Here is a 19,227-nt window from a genome sequence, read left to right on the forward strand (position 1 = left end):
CTCAGCGAGCGTCCATCGACACGACACGCCCACGATGCAGCACCACCTGCCGGTCAAGCCGTGCAGCCAGGCGCGGGCTGTGGGTGACCATCAGCAGGCTGGTGGGGCTGTCTCGCAGCAGGTCCAACAGCAGTTGCAGCACTTCATCGCTGGTGGCTTCGTCGAGGTTGCCGGTGGGCTCGTCGGCCAACAACAAACCCGGCCGCGAGGCCAGCGCCCGCCCGACGGCAACCCGTTGCTGCTGGCCACCGGAGAGTTGTTCGGGGTAACGCCGCAGCAAGTCGCCCAGCCCCAGGCGCTCCACCAATTGCGCTTGCCAGTGCGGGTCAAAACGCCCGGCCAGCCGCGCCTGGAACGCCAGGTTGTCTTCCACGCGCAAGCTGCCGATCAGGTTGAACTGTTGGAAGACCAAGCCGATTTGCGTACGCCGCCAATGGGCCAGTTGCCCTTCGTTGAGTTGGTCGAGGCGCTGCTCGCCGATGCGGATGCTGCCGCCGTCCACTCGGTCCAGCCCAGCCACCAGGTGCAGCAAGGTGCTTTTGCCGCTGCCCGATTCACCCATCAGCGCCAGGCTGCTGCGCTCGCCCAGGTGCAGGTCGACGCCGGCCAGGACGGCCAGCGGACCTTGCGGGGTCGCGTAGTTTTTTACAACACCTTGCACCTGCAACATAAGAACGCTCATCTGAAGGACCCGCAATGAGAATAACGGCTGACGCTCCTGCCCACGCAAATTTTTCACATGGATTTCACCGCCTGCCCATCCACCGTACTTTAAAGTGCCCGCCAACTCGTGGTAACCCACAACTTTCTTAGTTAACCCAAGTGACACTCTTAACATGCACGTGTTCAGCAAAAAGACAGCAGTGCTGTGACAGTCTCCTGCCTCACTAAGGGCAACTGCCCCGTCATGCAACCTTTTTATAAACACAATAAACAGTGCCGAGGGTGAACCGCGTGGCAGACATGATCCTGGCCAACCGCCAACCTAAAAGGTCTAGGTTAAAACGCCTGAGAAAATACCGCCTGCACCTGCTTGGCATCTGCGTTGCCGCCTTATTGTTCGTGGGCTTTTTATTCTGGCCCAGCTCGCCGCTGGATCTGGGCGTGGGCAATCGCCTGCTGACCTCCGGGGTGCTCGCCAGCTGGCGCGAGGGTGAACTGGTGGTGCTGGTGCGCCATGAAGAGCGCTGCGACCGCTCGGCCAACCCCTGCTTCGGCCCTGCCGATGGCCTGACCATCAACGGTACTGAACGCGCCGTCGAACTGGGCAAAGCCTTTGATTCACTGGGCATGGCTCTTACCGACGTGCTCAGCAGCCCCACCACGCGAACCGCCCAGACGTCACTGTTCATGTTCGGCAAGACCGAGCTGTCCCCCGGCCCACTCGCCATCTGCGGCGACGCCATGGGCGATGAAATCCTCGGCCACAAACAGCCGGGACGCAACCTGATGCTGATCACCCACAGCGCCTGCATGAGCGACTTCCAGACCAGCCTGGGCTTCCCCCATGCGGCCGCCGCCGAGTACGGCAGCGCACTGTTCGTCAAGGTGCTGCCCAACGGCACCTTCAAGGCCATGGGCACCATGAATATCGAAGAGTGGAGCGCCGCACTCAAACAACTTTAATTACACTTGTTTACATATTAAGCCACAACGTGTTCAGCAAAACGACAGCCCCGTTCTGGCATGTTTAGTCGCGCCTGTTAGTTATGTTTTCCTACAACTACTTAGTGACCCTTACGATGCTTCACCCTATTAAGTTAATACCGCCATTGCCCGTACTTGAACGTTATGGAGCGATGTGAGCATGCCCCGCATAAACCCTCTGGCCTGGCTATTGCTGGGCGTGGCCGTGTTCATCTTGTTGCCCCTGGGCTTTCACGGTTTATGGACGCCAGACGAAACCCGCTACGCCCAGGTCAGCCAGGAAATGCTGATGAGCGGCAACTGGGTAGCGCCGCACTTCATGGGCGTGCGTTATTTCGAGAAGCCCGCCGCCGGCTATTGGCTCATCGCCCTCGGCCAGGCGGTGTTCGGTGAAAACCTCTTCGGTGTGCGCATCGCCTCAGTGCTGAGTACGTGCCTGAGTGTAGTGCTGGCCTACCTGCTCGCCCGGCGCGTGTGGAACGACCCGCGCAAGAGCTTTGCCTGCGCCCTGCTCTACCTGAGTTTTGGCCTGGTAGCCGGGCAAGCCGGGTATGCCAACCTCGACCCGCAATTCACCCTGTGGGTGAACCTGAGCCTGGTGGCGTTGTGGTTTGCCCTGGACTGTCGCACGCCACGGGAACGCCTGGGTGCCTGGGCAGTGTTGGGCGTGGCCTGCGCCATGGGGTTCATGACCAAGGGCTTCCTGGCCTGGCTGCTGCCGGTCTTGATCGCCGTGCCCTACCTCATCTGGCAGCGTCGCGTCGGTGAGTTGATGCGCTACGGGCCGTTGGCGGTGCTGGTTGCCGTGCTGGTATGCCTGCCATGGGCCCTGGCGATCCACCTGCGCGAACCGGATTACTGGCATTTCTTTTTCTGGCATGAGCACATCCGCCGCTTTGCCGCCGACGATGCACAGCATGCACGGCCGGTGTGGTTCTTCCTGCCGATCATGGTGGTGGCGTGCCTGCCGTGGGCTGCCTTGTTACCTGGCACCCTGCTCAAGACCTGGCAGGAAAGGCGCCAGCCGGCGATTGCCTTTCTCGCCCTATGGCTGCTGCTGCCCCTGGGCTTTTTCAGCCTGAGCAAAGGCAAGTTGCCGACCTACATCATGCCGTGCCTGTTGCCCCTGGCGCTGTTGATGGGCCACGGCTTGATCGACCTGATCAAGCAAGGCAAGCCGCGCCCGCTGGTCATCAACGGCGCGCTCAATTTCGTGCTTGGCATGACGGCCATGGTGGCGCTGATTTACCTGCAAATCACCCGCCCGCTGTACGCCAATAGCCACGCAGAGATGTTCAACCTGTCGCTGACGTTTATCGTGCTGCTGGGCTGGATCCTCGCCAACTTGCTGCAAGCGGTGCGCCCGCTGACGTTATGGGCGATGCCCGCCCTCGGCATTGGCTTGCTGGTGGCACTGCTACCGGCGGGCATGCCGGCCCTGATCGAAGATAACGAAATGCCCGACCAATTCGTGCAGGAGCATCTGGACGAACTGCAACCTGTCCGTGCTTTGCTGAGCAATGACCTGGGCCTGGCATCGGCCTTGACCTGGCGCCTGCGCCGGCCCGACGTGGCGTTTTATAACACCCAGGGCGAGCTGCGCTACGGCTTGAACTACCAAGACGCAGCGCAGCGCAAGGTCACGCCGGACAGCGTCCAGGCCTGGTTGGCCGAGGCTCGCCAGCAGGGTTCGGTCGGCGTGCTGATGCAGGTCAAGAGCACCAGCGAACACCGCGAAGAAGGGCAATTGCCTCCCGGTGGAAAACGTTATCGCAAGGGCGACCTGGTGCTGACGATTTACCCCCAACACCCTTGAATGCAGCGCCTGCCACAGGGAACAACCCATGAGTTTCTGGAAAACCGAACGCGGCGCCCTGGTGTTACTGCTGGGCGTCTCGGCCTTGCTGCTCTTGCTAGGCCTGGGCAGCCGCGACCTGTGGGGGCCGGAAACGCGCTGGGCGAATATCGCCTTGCAGATGCTGCAAAGCGGTGACTATTTCGACCCGTACCTCAAAGGCACGCCGTATTACGACAAACCCCTGCCCTCCTACTGGCTGATCACCGGGTTTGCCCACCTGCTGGGCGGCCTCGGCCCGTGGTCGCTGCGCCTGTCATCGGTGATTGCCGCGTGGTTGAGCATCTGGCTGGTGTACCTGATCGGTGAACGCCTGTTTCGCAAAGGCACCGGGCTGATCGCCGGGTGGATGCTCGCCACCACCTTCTACTTCCTGTTCTGGGCCCGCGTGGCCACCGCCGATGTACTCACCGTGTGCGGCGTGCTGGCCGCGGTGTGGTGGTATTGGCGCGGGCCGGATGACACACGGCTGGGGCGCTACACGGTGTTTTTCCTGTTGCTGGCCGCCACCTCGCTGTTCAAGGGTTTGATCGGTGTGGTGCTGCCGGGCCTGGTGCTGTTGCCACACCTGCTCAGCGAACACCGCTACAAACGCCACCTCAACCTGCGCCTGGCGCTGGCCTTGCTCATCGCAGGCATCGTGTATGCGATTCCCTTTGTGCTGTCCCATCGCTACGGCGCCCCCACTTATGGAGAGAGCGGCCTGGAGCTGGTGTTCCGCGAAAACGTGGTGCGCTTCTTCGACCCCTTCGACCATATGGGGCCGATCTACACCTACCTGATCTACCTGCCGGCCTACACCCTGCCCTGGGCACCCTGCTGGTTACTCGGCCTGTGGCTGGCCGTGCGCAACTGGCGCAGGGCGCCGCCCAACGTACGCTGGCTGGTGTGGGGCCTGGGCCTGTTGTTTGTATTCTTCACCGCCAGCGGCAGCCGCCGCAGCTACTACGTGTTGCCGCTGGTGCCCTTTGCCCAACTGCTCGGCGCCTGGTGGCTGAGTGAGCGCCTGCACAAAAAACCTTCGAGCTGGCCACGCTGGCAAACAGGCTTTGGCCTCAGCGCCGGCCTGCTCTTGCTGGTGCTGGGCGTGATCTACCCCTGGACCAACGGCAACGGCGGCGTCACCCGCTTCGCCACCGACCTGCAAGCCCAGGCAGAAAAAAGCGCGCCCTGGAACCAATGGCAACTGGTGCTGGTGGAGGTCGACAACAAACTGCCCATGTACCTGCAAAACCACGGCACGCCCTTCTACTACGTCAGCGAAACCCAGGACTTCCCGCGCCAAGGCGACAGCGCCGCGTTCATGGCCTGGCTGGAAAAAACCAGCGGCCAGGGCTTTGATCCGCAACGCACGATCATCGTCGCGCAGTATTCCAAGGACGAGCCGACACCGTTGGCGTTTCTGGGGGAGGATCATCAGGTGGTGACGACCCAGCCGGATAATGGGGAGCGGTTGTTCAAGGCGCGTGAGGGTGGGAGTGTGGCGTTTGTTCCGGGGAGGCGCTGAGGCACTGTGTTTGCTGGCCTTTTGTCATGGTTTGTAAAGGGCCAGCAAGCCGTGTCCCTTTAAATTGCAGGACGTTTCCGAGACAATCCCCGCCGCCTTGTGCCGGTTGGAATCGGTGGCTAGTCTGCGGTCTGTCACTGCTCATCAGTGATCGGGTTTAGTCGCTCGTATCTTCCAACACGGCATGGTCTCCATGAGTTTTATGGTGGCTGTGCGTAGGGCACCTTCGGGTGCGCCGGATGTTTCGTGTTGGGCCGGTCGACTAACCTGCGTACAGCCGCCACCCTCGTTTAGTCGCGACGGGTGTCGTCTCCTAATCCAACGCGGAGCTACACCATGAATAAAGTCCTACCCGATCCACCCCTCGATCCTGCAAAAGACCGTGCCGCCTTTAACCGCGCCATCGACCATTACCTGCCAAGCCAGGGTTTCCACAACGTCAACGACGACCTGAGTTTTGAAGATGCTTTGCTCTACACCGCCAGCTTGCTCGACAGCGCTTCGGCAACGGCGCTCGATTGTGGCGAGCTGCTGGATAACCCAGGGCGGGCGAAGATTCTGGCGGTGTGGCATTTGTTGGAGATTGCCAAGACGACGGTAGATCGCTCTATTGAGTGCGTGAAGCCTTTGAAGCCAACAACTTAAAATGTAAAAGCGGGCTTAGCCCCATTTTGTAGGAGCGAGCTTGCTCGCGAAAAACCTCAACGATAACGCGCGCCTCCTGAATAAACGCCGCGCCTGTGAGTTTTTCGCGAGCAAGCTCGCTCCTACAGTGGTATTGATGCAAATACCTTGGTAGTTCAGGCGAACCGAGTCGATGCCATCGAGGGCAAGCCAGTTCCCACATGGGTTCGCAGGGCATCAATCGAATCAATATCGCGGAGAAACCCGTTCCCATCCCGCAAGCGTTCAGACACAGCTACCAGCATCTCAAGTTCTGGGCAGACTCGCCGCGTGAATAAATGCCTCATCCAAAGTACTGCCGCCGTACCTGCTCAAAAATCCCTCGGCATTGGAAAACCGATTAAAGCGTTGTTGGCTTAGCATGTAAAAGTCATCGCAGTGAGTGACGATCTCGTCAATGTTATGCGACGACACGAGTATCGCCACACCTTCCGCCGCCGCGCCCTCCAGACACCGCCAAATGTGGTACCGAAATTCCGGGTCAACCCCCGCAGTGGGCTCATCCAAAATCACAAGGTCTGCGTTAACGGACAATAACGACAAGGTGAAAAACCAACGCTTTTCGCCATAGCTGCAAAGGGATGATTTCTTCTTCCAGATTTCGCAATAGCGTTCAGCGATACCAGGGCTCCACTTTCCAATTTTTTCCAAGGCGTGCCGCTGGGTAACGCGCGTATCGGAGCAAAAAAGCATCATCATGTTAAAGACATCGAACATTCGAAATACGGGAGGCGTTGCGATGATCTGTGACAGGTAAAGTAGCTTGGAAAATGAATGTTGCACTTCACCGCCATTCAATTTCTTCAGGCCACAGATTACGTCAAAAAACGTAGTTTTTCCGGAACCATTAGGCCCCAACAAACCTGTCATTGTGCCAGCCTCGACTTCCAATGAGGCACTCTTGAATAAAATATGCTGACCATACCTAACGTCCAGTGCATCCACGATTAGCCGTTTCATCAGTACCGACTCCAAACGGGGTTGATGAGTAAAAATCGGAACACAAACCACCCGGTGACAATGATCATTCCTAAAATCGACGCTACCAACGTAGCGGACCCGGTCACCCCCACCAACATCAGGCGATTGGCCCACCCCATCGGATTAAAAAGACCGATTACGTTAAATAGTGAATACGAGGTGTTAAGGCTACCGATACCCAGTGCCAACATAGAGACTGATAATATGGAGAAAAGAGTATTAGTATTTTGAAAGCCTATGGGCACCAGCGTCAACAATAAGGATGGCGTAGAAAAAAGCAAAAAACACATATAGAAACGACCAACAATAACCAACCACTCTTCCAGGGCCATCAAACCAAAATAGCCCCGCGTCAGCACATAAAACACTGAGCAATAAATCACCGACATAAATGAGTACGCTAAAAACTGCCCAGCGAGAAAGGTGATCTTGGTACGTTTTGTATACACAAAAGAACGCAAAAAACCACTCTCCCTTCGCCCCACTATATAAAACGCCAAACCAAAAAGTGCCACGCTTGAAGAGATGAAAGCGTAAAACCATGAAGTGGCAGATGCGTAGTCACGTAAAGATTCTCCGCCAGAGTACCCGACGTAAGTAATCAAGTAGAAGGTTACCACAGGGGATATTACGACCCACAACAGGGCGACCGGCTCCTTCAACTGTTCCTTGATAAAAAGCTTCGCCAGCAAGAAAGGTTTAAATAAGGGGTAAATATTCATAACTCACCTCATGGAAACGGTACCATTCTATTCAGACGAGACGAAAACATTAAGAATTCAAAATTTTTGGAATAACTATTTTTCAGATTTATGTTTCTTGAATTATTCATATGAAGAAACAAATCAGGTGAAACATACTTTGCAAAGACGCAATTAACCCCATTAATCCTGGCGCGCCGAGAATAAAAATAACCCGACACACCCAAACCATTAAGTACCGACAGAAAAACCTCCAATGAAAACTCCAAAGAAGTCTCCCTATCGTCACCATCAGCAACCACATAATCGGTTATTTCACGATAGGTACCATACTCATTACAGGTCATAAAATAGCGAAGATAGTCATCCTCCACTTTTCGCTCATCAGACCCGATCGATTTAAACAAATCCATAAAACGATAAGTTTGCCACAGCTCAAGCAGCGCTTTTTCCAACGCTTCGCCGACATCACCTGAATAGGACATACCCGCACAATACTTCACATGTCGATCACCATCGTTTTGGCCATAAACCGCCAACACACAAACCCCAGGAAAACGATTGTCAGAAATATCGAAAATGGAAATCTCACCGGAAAATATTAGCGCATCATATAAATATTTAACATTCCTCCCTCGTAACAGACACTCAACTTTACCGAGCGAGAAAAGTGCTTGGCATTGCTTAGTCAGCCAAAACCTCAGTAGAAATTGTCGTTCAAGATACTCTTTTACAGCTCCTAAAAACGCAACATCTACGTTCCAGTAAAAGCTGCACCCACAGGTGTCTCTCAGCGGATATAAAAAATTATCCTTTTCGAGGCCGTGCGCAGAAAGAGAAATACATATAGTGGGAATTAAGCACTCAGAAAAATCAGAAGTTCTCATGACTTGCGTCAGTGAGAAGTGATGTTTTTTAACCTCTTCAATTGATATCAGCCTTGAAGCCGTCTGTGTAAGAGCGCTGGCAAAACTATCAACTTCAGCTCTCGTCAGCGAGTCACTAAGAAAGCCGCGCTTTATCGACAAAACCTCTCTATAAAAATGACGCCTTTCAAAATACTCTCCCAAGGCAGTTTTGATAGAGCGTGCGCCCCCGCCCACCCCTGACCCGTTAACTGAAAGAGCGTCTGACACCTCTACAGAATTTGGTAAATAGAGCAGTCCGGCAGGTTGAAACAATAATGCTCCAGGAAGATCCGGCTTCTGCATTGCATTAACAAGTTTCATGCTGCTTACCTATTAAGTGAATACATACAGGAAAAAACAGAGCGGGGTTAACCCCCAGCAACTTACATACCATGGAGTCCGTATAAGCAGACCATGGGCGGCAGGCAAGTCCTATTTTTTTTGCTTGAACCTCCACAAGCATATAAATAGAACCCACTTCCATAAGCGCCATGCGATAACCACGATACCTATATTTGAAAATATTTTTAGGCATATAGACTGAATAAACAATAGCCAAACTCGGAAAACCAAGCTGTTCTCCAGACGAACCCATTATAGCCGCCTTCACATATTCAAAATCCACATCCGCTTGCATTACTTCAAACCTCCTAGAACTAGGAAGCAAGTGCAAAATGCGTTCTTTAATGGGCCAGTCTGCATTACTCTCAGCGAGTGAACAAATGAAGATCTCAACAGGGTAAAGTGCTCCTGCACTCGGATACCCACGTTTGTGTGCTCCGACACTCCTAGAGACAAGAGGTGACACCAGCTTTTCAAGCACTTCAAAGTTCAGAGACGCTGACAAAAACTTCTCGCATGATTCATTTCTGTATAAACATTCAGCCCTATCTTCCTCGGACAATCCAAGGCTGACCGTTAGCCCCATATCAGGATAGAGCACCAGCTCATTCCCGGTTAACTGGCTCAGATGTTCTTCGTCCAGTGTATGGAGGCCAGTGCAATGTTGAAACGCTGTATAAAATGTGAAGTTGCCTTTACTATGAAAATCAAGCACTGCCTCATAGACGGCAGGGTCTATAAATCTAAGATAATAGTCATGCGGAATATTTTTCACTTCCTTACCTCCAGGCAATCGCAGATATACCAGTGGGAATTGGGCTCTTGAAATATTCTGCCGTCACTTAATTGCACATACGAGGAGCACAACACATCATCATGATACTTGCGCAATACGCCGTTTTCAGTAAAAAACTTCACATTTCTAATAATTGCACCAATCACCACCAACTCTTGATAAAAACTTAACTTCTTAAAGGGCACATTGACATGTTCATTTTTACAAAACGCCAATGCCGATGCCCAGTTGTTTTTCACCCGCTTGACTGACTCATTATGAATAAGTCTATCAACGGTACAAAAATGACAAGGGTTTCCGACCTCCGAGATATAAGGTTGCCCGATGCAAAAAAAACCGCCCATCGGCCAACAAACGCTAATAGCGCTAGCTGGTGATATTTTTGCCAAGTCAAAATGTATTTCTTTCAGGCCCTCATAATCATAAGAATGGCATAACAACACAATAAAACATCTAACCCCCGCAACAGAACTTACTATATCGCTTGAAAAATCTTTAAACTCTACGACACCCGATAACTCTTGTCTAAATAAGTCTTCAATCCCGGCAGCCCCTTCCCACGAATGCACAACTATAGTCTTTTCAAAATAAAGCTCCTTAGCCGCCGTGAACGGAATTATTTTCTCCAGAAACTCAAATGCACTGGCTGCATTCAAGCCATTATCGGCGAGTATTTCATCCAACTCATCCTTCGTCAGCGCACGAGACATTTGTATCTGTCGCAACGCCTTCAAGATCGGTTGTGAATGCACCTTAGAGATACCCGCATCGGATATTACTAAACTTTCCGTTTCAAAATTTAGAATCTGATAGTTGGGAATGGCTATATTCATTATGTGATCCCCTGTAGGGGTTTCAGGCGCTGCCTAAGAAACCCCGTCAAGTGGGTAAATAAACCTATTCTTTGGCAAGTGATTGTTCTTCTATCGAGTTGTGACCACATCCACCGGAGCCACCACTTCCTCCATTACATCCACCGCCACCTCCACACCCTCCACTTCCACCACATCCCCCCTGACTTCCTGAAGCGCCAGCATTGCCAGCATACGGGTTAAATCCATAGTCATCGTCGAAATCGCAGATAACTTCGCCATATTCTGATTTTTTCATTTTCAAGTTCCTCATATTGTCGTGTATCGCCACTAAACTGAAGTGACACTCACAATTTAGTAGACAAGAAGAAACTTGCAACGAAAATAATTTTTCCTTGTAGGAATTCAGTTACATCTGATTAGGAAATTTCACTCATTAAATTCAGAAAACCAATAATTGTCAGAAAAAAGAGGCAATGAATCAACTTTCACACACCAAATTATTCCTTCACAAAATAACATCTTAGAAGTTACCAACTTCGGAATCCAACAACCGTTCTCTGGCGAGTTCTACGTAGGAAGCGGCGTGAAACTTCAAAAAAACGGTAATAAATCCGACAAGCGGTCCGCCGAGTTAGCGCCTTGAAACAACTTTAAAGGCCAGCAAGCCGTGTCCCTGGTTTAGTCGCGACGGGTGTCTTCCCCTAATCCAGCGCGGAGCTACACCATGAATAAAGTCCTACCCAATCCACCCCTCGATCCCGCAAACGACCGTGCCGCCTTTAACCGCGGCATCGACCATTACCTACCCAGCCAGGGTTTCCACAACGTCAACGACGACCTGAGTTTTGAAGATGCCTTGCTCTACACCGCCAGCTTGCTCGACAGCGCTCCGGCAACGGCGCTCGATTGCGGCGAGCTGCTGGATAACCCAGGGCGGGCGAAGATTCTGGCGGTGTGGCATTTGTTGGAGATTGCCAAGACGACGGTAGATCGCTCCTACAGTGGTATTGATGCAAATACCTTGGTAGTTCAGGCGAACCGAGTCGATGCCATCGCAGCATAGGTATCTACACAACTTTGTGGGCTGTAACAATGGACGGTAACCACGATGCGAAGCGAGCCGCTCTTGATCTGCTTTTGATCTTAGGCCCCCCCCAAATCACTGGCGGATTACGGGCACATCGAGCCTAAGCGAGGTGCCGAGTGGTGGCATGAGCGTTTTGCTTACTTTTGTCTGGGCCGGCATTCCGGCTTTTCAAAAGTGAGCCGCTGTTGTCTGACACCCGAAACCCGGATATTCAAATGGATGGATAGGCCTGGGCTGAAGGTTCATGACTGAAACGATTAAAGCGTTGTAGGAGATTGGCTACATCGGATCCATCCCGAGCCTCTGGGCAACCTCTTTATTTTATAAATTCATCATTTACATCAATAAGTTAACCAAAGCTAAAAATAACTTACGCCTGTACGTAACCGGCTTAATTCACGAGAAACGTCGATTTAATGGCGCAGTTTTTATGGCAGCTTGTGTCCCTCGTTTCCGCTACATACGTAGGACAAATCCCTGTGGCTAAATAAAATCTCGAACGCCGAGTTACGTTCAAGCAGTACGGAGCGCCCTGCACAGGCCCTGGGCAACCGTTGACGGTTTTCGACATCAAGGATGAGATGGCTATGAGTCTGACCCCAAGTATTGGCGGCACCTGCGGCCCGCATTTTTACGCCGAAATGGGCGAGTTGATTTCAAACAGCGGCGACGAACATTTCGCCGCCACCATGTTGCAGCTGGTGGGCAAGTGGGTACCGATTCACCTGGTGGACCTCAGCGAGTGGACCCTGGATGAACTGCGCGACCGCGTGCTGGACATCAAGTTACTGGGCAGCGCCGGGGTGAAGAAGGATTTGTCTGTGCCCCAGACCCTGCATGCGCTGAACGACCACCCGTTGTTGCGGCAGATGCTGCACATGCAAGACCCGCTGCTGATCCAGATGAACGCCAAGGCCAACAGCGCGCACCCGCGCGGCACCTCGCACCAGTGCAACCTGGTATCACGCCAAGGCAATCGACGCTGTGTGATTTCGTTCTACCGCCCGCCGACCCAGCAGGGGTTTTCCCTGGCTGAGCTGTCGTTTCTCAAGTGCCTGTCGGACACGCTGTTGCCGTTGATGGAGCGGCACGCCCAGTGTCTGCGCCAGGCGCCACACCCCGAGACTGAGCCGGCCCATACCCTGCTGGAACAATCGCAGTTGCAGCGTGAGTTCTACAAGCGCTTGTCTTTGAGCGACATCACCCTTTCGGCGCGGGAACAGGAGGTGTGCCTTGGCCTGCTGACTGGCGGCACCGTGCCGCAAATCGCACAGAAACTCAGTGTCAAAAACAGCTCGATCGAGACCTACCTCAAGCGCGCCGCCGCCAAGCTGGGCGTGAGCGGCCGGCATGGCCTGGCCAAATGGATGGTGGGCGCCTGATGAACAAACAGACGCTGTGCCCCCTCGGCATGGCCTGGATGCTCGGCGGTTGCTCGCTGATCCCCGAGTACCAGCGGCCAGCGGCGCCGGCAACCGCCAGAAGGTGCCAGGGAGCGTGACCGGCACCGGCAAGTCAGCGATCACCTCCAACTATTCCGCCACCTTGGGGCTGAGCGCCTAGGAACTGGATTTGTTCGGCCGCGTGCGCAGCCTCAGCAAACAGGCACTGATCGTGGACCGACTGGCGCAGTTGGTCGCCGAGGTGAATCTGTATACGGCGCTGGGTGGTGCGTGGAGTGAGTGGCCAAACCTGGCGGCTGCGCGTTAGAGCAACTTGAGCCCAGCCGCGGCGTAACGGTTCGCGTCGCGGTTATCCAGCGGCTGTTTGTGCCCATAACTGTCCACGAAGCCGCCCACAGCGGCCATCGAATGAAACCCGCTGTTGACCGTGCCGATGGCGCCGTTGAGGAAGTCCTGGAGGGTTGCGGGCGCCACGAAGTCTTTCAAGCCCAGGCGACGCAACGCCTGCCCCGGATACTCGCCATCATTGAGGCTGCGTATGGCGGCGGCAAAACTCTTGTTGGCCTCCCCGTCGTTATTTTCGAGGTAGGCGCGTTTGGCACTGACGGCATATAGGAAATGCGCATTGACCAGAACATCGTTGGGCCGGTCGGTGCCGAAGTTGGCGCCGGCCTTGGCCTGCTTCAGTTCGTCATGGGTGATGTGCAGCTTGAACCCATCGCGCATGACAATGCGATAGCCGCTATCGGTGTCTTCAATGGTTTTGTAAATACCATAAGGGTTATGGCCGAACCTCATCATCGCGGCTTTAATCGCGGATATCGTCACGCAATTACCTTCGGCCAATTGGTAAAAGTCTTTGAAAATATCACCGGGCTTGATGCCCGTATTTGCAGGCGTACCTTTCAAGAACTCGTCACGTCTGATGGTGCGGTTATCGGGCACCTGCGCAGGCACAGTTGTTGAATCGACGTCGGGCTTTAACCGCGCAGATAACAGCGCCAACAAGCGCTCCAATTCGCCGACCAGGCGACTGAGTTGTTCAGAAGTTCCAGTTGGGGCAGATGCGTTGGCGGAGGGCAAAACATGTGGAGAAATGACGGCATCGTTTGCCCTGGCATGACCAAAAGCAGCAGTGTTAACAGAAGACACTAACATGTTGAATAACCCCTATTATTCACTAAACACTTTAAATCACCCGCGAAGCGTGACCACCTTCAATGACGGTGAAACCGGCGTGTTATATAACTGCCCCTCCATCACGCCCTCAATAATCACGCCGTTCTTGTTTCTTGCGCCCTTGTCCAACGGCACACCGACCTGCGTGCCCAATGCACGGGCATCGATGACCTGCAAATGTTCTTCAAGCCCCAGATAGGACAGCGCCGTGTCACCGTCGATACCGCCTCCGGCCCCCGACAGCACACCGGGATAAGTGCGATGGGCGTGGTACGCACTGTCTTTGCCGTACAGGCTCATGAAGGGGTCCGTCGCGCTGTCGTGCTCAAGCTCCAGGTATTGACGCTTGCTCATCACAGCAAACAGAAATTGTGCGTCCTTGACCATGCCTTCATCGCCGCCACTGAACTTTGCCGCCTTGGCCGCCAGTTCAAGTTCTTCAACGGTGATTGTCAGCTTGAAGCCGTCTCGCATCGTCACGTCATAGTGGTCACCGTGTTTGACGACGTGCTTGAAAATCCCGGCCGGACTTTGCCCGAACGTGGCCATGGCAACCTTGATCGCGGCTACGTGCTCCTCTCGCCCCCGGGTGCCCAAGTAAGGGAAGTTCTCATACGTGGCACGCAATCCATTGCGCAGATCGTCAGGCTTTTGACCTTTGGTTTTTTCAGACATAAACGCAGTGATTGGCTCATGGTTTTTATCTGAGAACATCTCAATAAGTTCGGTATCAAACGCGTTGCGGGTACTGGCCAGGTTCGGCCTGTTCATGAACGGTGCCAATTGTTCTTTCCATTCATTTTTGGTGGTGGACACGGTGTTCGGCACAGGCAAGGTATTAACCAGTGGCCGATGCGGCGAACTCACAGAAGGGGTTGGACGAGCCGTCATGGGCGGTTGTGGTTTTGCAGTCTCAGCGTCCTTGCTCATCCATGTTTTAAGTGCCACGACTAACGTGCCCAGCAACTTCAACAGCTCTCTCAGTTCTGCATCACGGTGCGAGTTAGCGCTTTGGCCAATCGGAGGATGTGCCGCTAACTTGCCAACGTGATTGAGTTGACGGGTAACTGCCGGCTCAAGAGTTTTATCCGGCGGTGTAAACGTTGAGTGCGCAGGAGAATAAGCAGGCTGAGTGTGCGTGAGCATTGAAGGGAGTCTCATATGATCGAAGGAGAATAATCGCGGACTGTCTAGCACTACTTGCCCACTGCCTAACCCTGCACTGAACAAGTACTCTTGCGTGGCCAGACGGTCAGAAAAGTTCCGGCTCGACAGGTAACACCATCCTTCTCGTTCAACGGACCACTATCAGCCAATTCCTCAACGTTGCATTTTTTGTCCGATCCCTTATCAGCGCATCCCCGCCTGCCGTACCCGATACTCCCCCGGCGTCATCTGCGCATACCGCAAGAAAAACCGGCTGAAATACGCCGGGTCCTTGAACCCCAGTTGGTAGCAGATTTCATTTGCCGAACTGCCGGTAAACAACAGCAGGCGCTTGGCCTCCTGCATCAGCCGCTCAAGGATCAGGCGCTTGGAGGGCAGGTCGGCAATGCGCCGGCACACTTCATTGAGCCGCGCCTGGGTCACGCCAATACTTTCGGCATAACGCGCCAACGGCCAATGTTCCAGGTAGTGGGCTTCGATCAGCTCATTGAAACGATGGAAGATGCGCAGGTCTTCATGGGCTGTCGGGCGTGCCGGCTGGGCGTGGGCGCACAGGCGCAGCAGGCGGATCATGATCAGCCTTGTGAGGCTGTCGAGGGCGGCGGCGCGCCCTGCCCGTTCAGCGTTGATCTCACTGCACAGCGCCTCGAAGAGTTGCTCCAGCCCCTCTGCATCCCCGGTCAAGGCCACGCAGGCCGCACCGGAGGCAAGGCTGGGGTCGGCGTCGATCAAACTCCACACCAACTGCTGGCGCACCGTCAACACATGCCCATCGGCATCCGCTTCGGTGACAAAAGCGTGAGCCACCGTAGGCGGCGTGAGAAAAAACATCGGCCCCGATTCAACGTACTGGCGGTCATCCAGATAAACCCGCACCGCGCCACTCTTGACGTAATGCACCTGGAAAAACCGGTCATGGCGATGCACCGCCATGTTGCGCCCGAAAAAACCCGCCAGGTTGCCGAGCTTGTCGTAATGCACCTCGGCGTCGCTGTAGCGCTGGTCGTAGACCTGCCCGATGTTGATGTTGGGGATCGGCTTCACGGGGTTCACTTCTTGTTGTTTTGAGGCCAACGCAGTGTGCCACGCTTGACGGTAGTTAACATATTAATTATAACGTTAACAACTTAACGAACTGCCTATGCAGCCGTCGTCACCGCCAGGAGAAACGCATGAGCCGTACCCTGCATGATGTTGCCAGCGGCACCCTGTTCGGCGTTGCGCTGAACTACCAGGGCCTGCTGGACCAGCATCTCGCCGCCTTCCAACAGGCGCCCTACCAGAAGCCGCCGACCAAGCCGGTGTTGTTTATCAAGACGCCCAACACCCGCAATGCCCATGGCGGCGTCGTGCTGCAGCCTGCGGGCGAGCGCCTGCAACCGGGCCCGGCGCTGGGCGTGGTGATCGGCCAGCGCGCCAGCCGTGTCAGCCTGGAGAACGCCATGGCCCATGTGGCCGGGTATGTGGTGGTGAATGAATTCAGCCTGCCGGAAGACAGCTACTACCGCCCCGCCGTCAAAGCCAAATGCCGCGATGGGTTTTGCGCCCTGGGCCCGCAGGTGATTGCGCGGGATCAAGTCGACAACCCCAACCAACTGAGCCTCAAGCTGTTCGTCAATGGCGAGCTGCGCCAAGAAAGCTCCACCGCTGACTGGGTACGGGACATCCCGCAATTGATCGCCGAGATCAGCGAGTTCATGACCCTGTACCCCGGCGATGTGCTGATCACCGGCACCCCGGAAGGCCGCGTGGATGTACAGCCAGGCGATCAGGTCGAGGTCGACATCACCGGCATTGGCCGCCTGAGCAACACCATTGCAGCGGAGGCATCGGCATGAAACGCGCACGTATCCGTTTTGAAGGTGCAACCCACAACGTGCTGGTGCAAGCCGACTGCAGCGTACGCCTGGAGGATGGGCGGTTGCTGGCCGAACACCAGGTGCAATGGCTGCCACCCGCCACCGGCAACATGTTCGCCCTGGGTTTGAACTACGCCGACCACGCCGCCGAACTGGCCTTTACGCCGCCGACCGAACCGCTGGCCTTTATCAAATCGGTGGGCACCTACACCGGCCACCGCCAGGTCACCTGGCGCCCGGACAACGTCGCCTACATGCACTACGAGTGCGAGCTGGTGGCGGTGATCGGCAAGACCGCGCGCAACGTCAAGCGCGCCGACGCCCTGGACTACCTGGCCGGTTACACGGTGTGCAACGACTATGCGATCCGCGACTACCTCGAGAATTACTACCGCCCCAACCTTCGCGTGAAAAACCGCGACGCCACCACCCCGGTCGGCCCATGGATCGTCGACGTGGCCGATGTGCCCGACCCAGGCAACCTTAAGCTGCGCACCTGGATCAACGGCGAACTGCGCCAGGAAGGCAGCACGAAAGACATGATTTTCGATATCCCCTACCTCATCGAATACCTGTCCAGCTTCATGACTCTGCAACCGGGCGACATGATCGCCACCGGCACGCCCGAGGGCCTGGCCGATGTGGTGCCGGGGGATGAAGTGGTGGTGGAAGTCGAAGGCGTGGGCCGCCTGGTCAACCGTATTGTCAGTGAGACGGAGTTTTTCTCCGCGCGCAAAGAGGCTTGAGCACCATGATCAAACACTGGATCAACGGCCGTGAGGTCGAAAGCAAAGTCACCTTTATCAACTACAACCCGGCCACCGGCGAGGCCATCGGCGAAGTGGCCAGCGGCGGCGCCGAAGAAGTCGCGCAAGCCGTGGCGGCGGCCAAGGCGGCGTTTCCCAAGTGGGCCAATACGCCAGCCAAGGAGCGCGCACGCTTGATGCGCAAACTGGGCGAGTTGATCGAACAGAACGTGCCCCACCTGGCCGAGCTGGAAACCCTGGACACCGGCCTGCCGATCCACCAGACCAAGAACGTGTTGATCCCGCGTGCCTCGCACAACTTCGATTTCTTCGCGGAAGTCTGCACGCGCATGGACGGCCACACCTACCCGGTGGACGACCAGATGCTCAACTACACCCTGTACCAGCCGGTAGGCGTGTGCGCGCTGGTGTCGCCCTGGAACGTGCCGTTCATGACCGCCACCTGGAAGACCGCGCCTTGCCTGGCGCTGGGCAATACGGCGGTGTTGAAGATGTCGGAGCTGTCGCCGCTGACCGCCAATGAACTGGGACGCCTGGCGGTGGAAGCCGGAATCCCCAACGGCGTGCTCAATGTGATCCAGGGCTACGGCGCCACCGCTGGCGATGCACTGGTGCGCCACCCCGACGTGCGGGCGATTTCCTTTACCGGCGGCACCGCCACCGGAAAGAAAATCATGCAGACCGCCGGCCTGAAAAAGTACTCCATGGAACTGGGCGGCAAGTCGCCGGTGCTGATTTTCGAAGACGCCGACCTGGAACGCGCGCTCGACGCTGCGTTGTTCACGATCTTTTCCCTCAACGGCGAGCGTTGCACCGCTGGCAGTCGGATCTTTATCCAGGAAAGCGTCTACCCGCAGTTTGTCGCCGAGTTCGCGGCGCGGGCCAAGCGCCTGATCGTGGGCGACCCTCAGGATCCCAAGACCCAGGTCGGCTCGATGATCACCCAGGCCCATTACGACAAGGTCACCGGCTATATCAAGATCGGCCTGGAGGAAGGCGCCACGCTGCTGGCCGGTGGCCTGGAGCGCCCGGCGAACTTGCCTGCGCACTTGAGCCGCGGCCAGTTTATCCAGCCGACGGTGTTTGCCGACGTGAATAACCGGATGCGCATCGCCCAGGAAGAAATCTTCGGGCCGGTGGTGTGCCTGATTCCGTTCAAGGATGAAGCCGAGGCCCTGCAACTGGCCAACGACACCGAATACGGGCTGGCCTCCTACATCTGGACCCAGGACATCGGCAAGGCCCACCGCCTGGCGCGCGGTATCGAAGCGGGCATGGTATTTATCAACAGCCAGAACGTGCGGGATTTGCGCCAGCCGTTCGGCGGGGTCAAAGGCTCGGGCACCGGGCGTGAAGGTGGCCAGTACAGCTTTGAAGTGTTTGCTGAGATCAAGAACGTGTGTATTTCCATGGGCAGTCATCATATTCCGCGCTGGGGCGTCTGAAGCCCGCATTGCCTGTAGGAGCGAGCTTGCTCGCGAAGCACCCACAGGCACCGCTGGCTAATTGAAGCGCTGCGTTATCGTTGA

General features: G+C 55.5%; 20 protein-coding genes. 10 read left to right on the forward strand and 10 right to left on the reverse strand.

Annotated features, from left to right (window positions below):
• Position 1 precedes the first annotated feature (1 nt).
• Complete coding sequence (locus tag ACWHXD_RS18835) at positions 2–670, reverse strand: ABC transporter ATP-binding protein (RefSeq protein ID WP_098950901.1); 669 nt, start codon at positions 668–670, stop codon at positions 2–4.
• Between the two features lie 275 nt (positions 671–945).
• Between ACWHXD_RS18835 and pmrG the strand changes: the two genes are divergently transcribed.
• The 4 genes from pmrG to ACWHXD_RS18855 all read left to right on the forward strand — a co-directional run bounded on the left by pmrG (position 946) and on the right by ACWHXD_RS18855 (position 5,654).
• Positions 946–1,626 carry a lipopolysaccharide core heptose(II)-phosphate phosphatase PmrG gene (gene pmrG / locus ACWHXD_RS18840; RefSeq protein ID WP_098950900.1) on the forward strand — a complete coding sequence of 227 codons (681 nt, stop codon included), beginning with the start codon at positions 946–948 and terminating at the stop codon, positions 1,624–1,626.
• A gap of 181 nt (positions 1,627–1,807) precedes the next feature.
• Positions 1,808–3,463 carry a lipid IV(A) 4-amino-4-deoxy-L-arabinosyltransferase gene (arnT, locus tag ACWHXD_RS18845; protein ID WP_138763287.1) on the forward strand — a complete coding sequence of 552 codons (1,656 nt, stop codon included), beginning with the start codon at positions 1,808–1,810 and terminating at the stop codon, positions 3,461–3,463.
• A gap of 28 nt (positions 3,464–3,491) precedes the next feature.
• A complete protein-coding gene (locus ACWHXD_RS18850; protein WP_138763288.1) occupies positions 3,492–5,009 on the forward strand; it encodes an ArnT family glycosyltransferase in 1,518 nt (505 codons plus the stop codon).
• 336 nt (positions 5,010–5,345) lie between these two features.
• Positions 5,346–5,654, forward strand: a complete 309-nt coding sequence (locus tag ACWHXD_RS18855; RefSeq protein WP_014719058.1) for a DUF6124 family protein — start codon at positions 5,346–5,348, stop codon at positions 5,652–5,654.
• 285 nt (positions 5,655–5,939) lie between these two features.
• On the opposite strand, the gene ACWHXD_RS18860 is transcribed toward ACWHXD_RS18855, so the two are convergent.
• The 6 genes from ACWHXD_RS18860 to ACWHXD_RS18885 form a co-directional block, all read right to left on the reverse strand.
• Entirely contained in the window at positions 5,940–6,653 is a 714-nt protein-coding gene (locus ACWHXD_RS18860) for an AAA family ATPase (RefSeq protein ID WP_078468121.1), read from the reverse strand.
• Entirely contained in the window at positions 6,653–7,396 is a 744-nt protein-coding gene (locus ACWHXD_RS18865; protein WP_138763289.1) for an ABC transporter permease, read from the reverse strand. Before ACWHXD_RS18865 ends, ACWHXD_RS18860 begins: the two co-directional genes overlap by 1 nt.
• Positions 7,397–7,404: 8 nt before the next feature.
• The gene (locus tag ACWHXD_RS18870) at positions 7,405–8,604 is read right to left on the reverse strand and encodes a YcaO-like family protein (protein ID WP_499084423.1); all 1,200 of its coding nucleotides are present in this window, start codon (positions 8,602–8,604) and stop codon (positions 7,405–7,407) included.
• Entirely contained in the window at positions 8,591–9,400 is an 810-nt protein-coding gene (locus ACWHXD_RS18875) for a SagB/ThcOx family dehydrogenase (RefSeq protein WP_138763291.1), read from the reverse strand. Before ACWHXD_RS18875 ends, ACWHXD_RS18870 begins: the two co-directional genes overlap by 14 nt.
• Positions 9,397–10,254, reverse strand: a complete 858-nt coding sequence (locus tag ACWHXD_RS18880) for an McbB family protein (protein WP_138763292.1) — start codon at positions 10,252–10,254, stop codon at positions 9,397–9,399. The genes ACWHXD_RS18875 and ACWHXD_RS18880 overlap by 4 nt, the downstream gene beginning before the upstream one ends.
• Positions 10,255–10,344: 90 nt before the next feature.
• Positions 10,345–10,488 (reverse strand): hypothetical protein, encoded by a 144-nt coding sequence (locus ACWHXD_RS18885; RefSeq protein ID WP_192901670.1) that lies wholly within the window; start codon positions 10,486–10,488, stop codon positions 10,345–10,347.
• Between the two features lie 472 nt (positions 10,489–10,960).
• On the opposite strand from ACWHXD_RS18885, the gene ACWHXD_RS18890 reads away from it, so the two are divergent.
• From ACWHXD_RS18890 to ACWHXD_RS18900, 3 genes are all read left to right on the forward strand, one after another.
• The gene (locus ACWHXD_RS18890; RefSeq protein ID WP_238344590.1) at positions 10,961–11,299 is read left to right on the forward strand and encodes a DUF6124 family protein; all 339 of its coding nucleotides are present in this window, start codon (positions 10,961–10,963) and stop codon (positions 11,297–11,299) included.
• A gap of 611 nt (positions 11,300–11,910) precedes the next feature.
• The gene (locus ACWHXD_RS18895) at positions 11,911–12,705 is read left to right on the forward strand and encodes a helix-turn-helix transcriptional regulator (protein WP_032896393.1); all 795 of its coding nucleotides are present in this window, start codon (positions 11,911–11,913) and stop codon (positions 12,703–12,705) included.
• Positions 12,706–12,895: 190 nt separating this feature from the next.
• Positions 12,896–13,033, forward strand: a complete 138-nt coding sequence (locus ACWHXD_RS18900; protein ID WP_192901671.1) for a hypothetical protein — start codon at positions 12,896–12,898, stop codon at positions 13,031–13,033.
• Here ACWHXD_RS18900 and ACWHXD_RS18905 read toward each other — a convergent pair.
• The 3 genes from ACWHXD_RS18905 to hpaA form a co-directional block, all read right to left on the reverse strand.
• Entirely contained in the window at positions 13,030–13,884 is an 855-nt protein-coding gene (locus tag ACWHXD_RS18905) for a hypothetical protein (protein ID WP_238344591.1), read from the reverse strand. The two genes, ACWHXD_RS18900 and ACWHXD_RS18905, sit on opposite strands and share 4 nt — an antisense overlap.
• Before the next feature lie 36 nt (positions 13,885–13,920).
• Positions 13,921–15,051 (reverse strand): type III secretion protein, encoded by a 1,131-nt coding sequence (locus ACWHXD_RS18910; RefSeq protein WP_192901672.1) that lies wholly within the window; start codon positions 15,049–15,051, stop codon positions 13,921–13,923.
• 204 nt (positions 15,052–15,255) lie between these two features.
• Complete coding sequence (hpaA, locus tag ACWHXD_RS18915; RefSeq protein WP_098950896.1) at positions 15,256–16,116, reverse strand: 4-hydroxyphenylacetate catabolism regulatory protein HpaA; 861 nt, start codon at positions 16,114–16,116, stop codon at positions 15,256–15,258.
• Positions 16,117–16,244: 128 nt separating this feature from the next.
• On the opposite strand from hpaA, the gene ACWHXD_RS18920 reads away from it, so the two are divergent.
• Genes ACWHXD_RS18920 through hpaE form a run of 3 tightly spaced genes read left to right on the forward strand, consistent with a single transcriptional unit; the run spans position 16,245 to position 19,143 of the window.
• The gene (locus ACWHXD_RS18920) at positions 16,245–16,910 is read left to right on the forward strand and encodes a fumarylacetoacetate hydrolase family protein (RefSeq protein WP_138763294.1); all 666 of its coding nucleotides are present in this window, start codon (positions 16,245–16,247) and stop codon (positions 16,908–16,910) included.
• Positions 16,907–17,677, forward strand: a complete 771-nt coding sequence (locus tag ACWHXD_RS18925; protein ID WP_125970372.1) for a fumarylacetoacetate hydrolase family protein — start codon at positions 16,907–16,909, stop codon at positions 17,675–17,677. The genes ACWHXD_RS18920 and ACWHXD_RS18925 overlap by 4 nt, the downstream gene beginning before the upstream one ends.
• 5 nt (positions 17,678–17,682) lie before the next feature.
• Entirely contained in the window at positions 17,683–19,143 is a 1,461-nt protein-coding gene (gene hpaE, locus ACWHXD_RS18930) for a 5-carboxymethyl-2-hydroxymuconate semialdehyde dehydrogenase (protein ID WP_138763295.1), read from the forward strand.
• The last annotated feature ends 84 nt before the right edge of the window (positions 19,144–19,227 follow it).

It is taken from the genome of Pseudomonas fjordensis, from assembly GCF_976987115.1.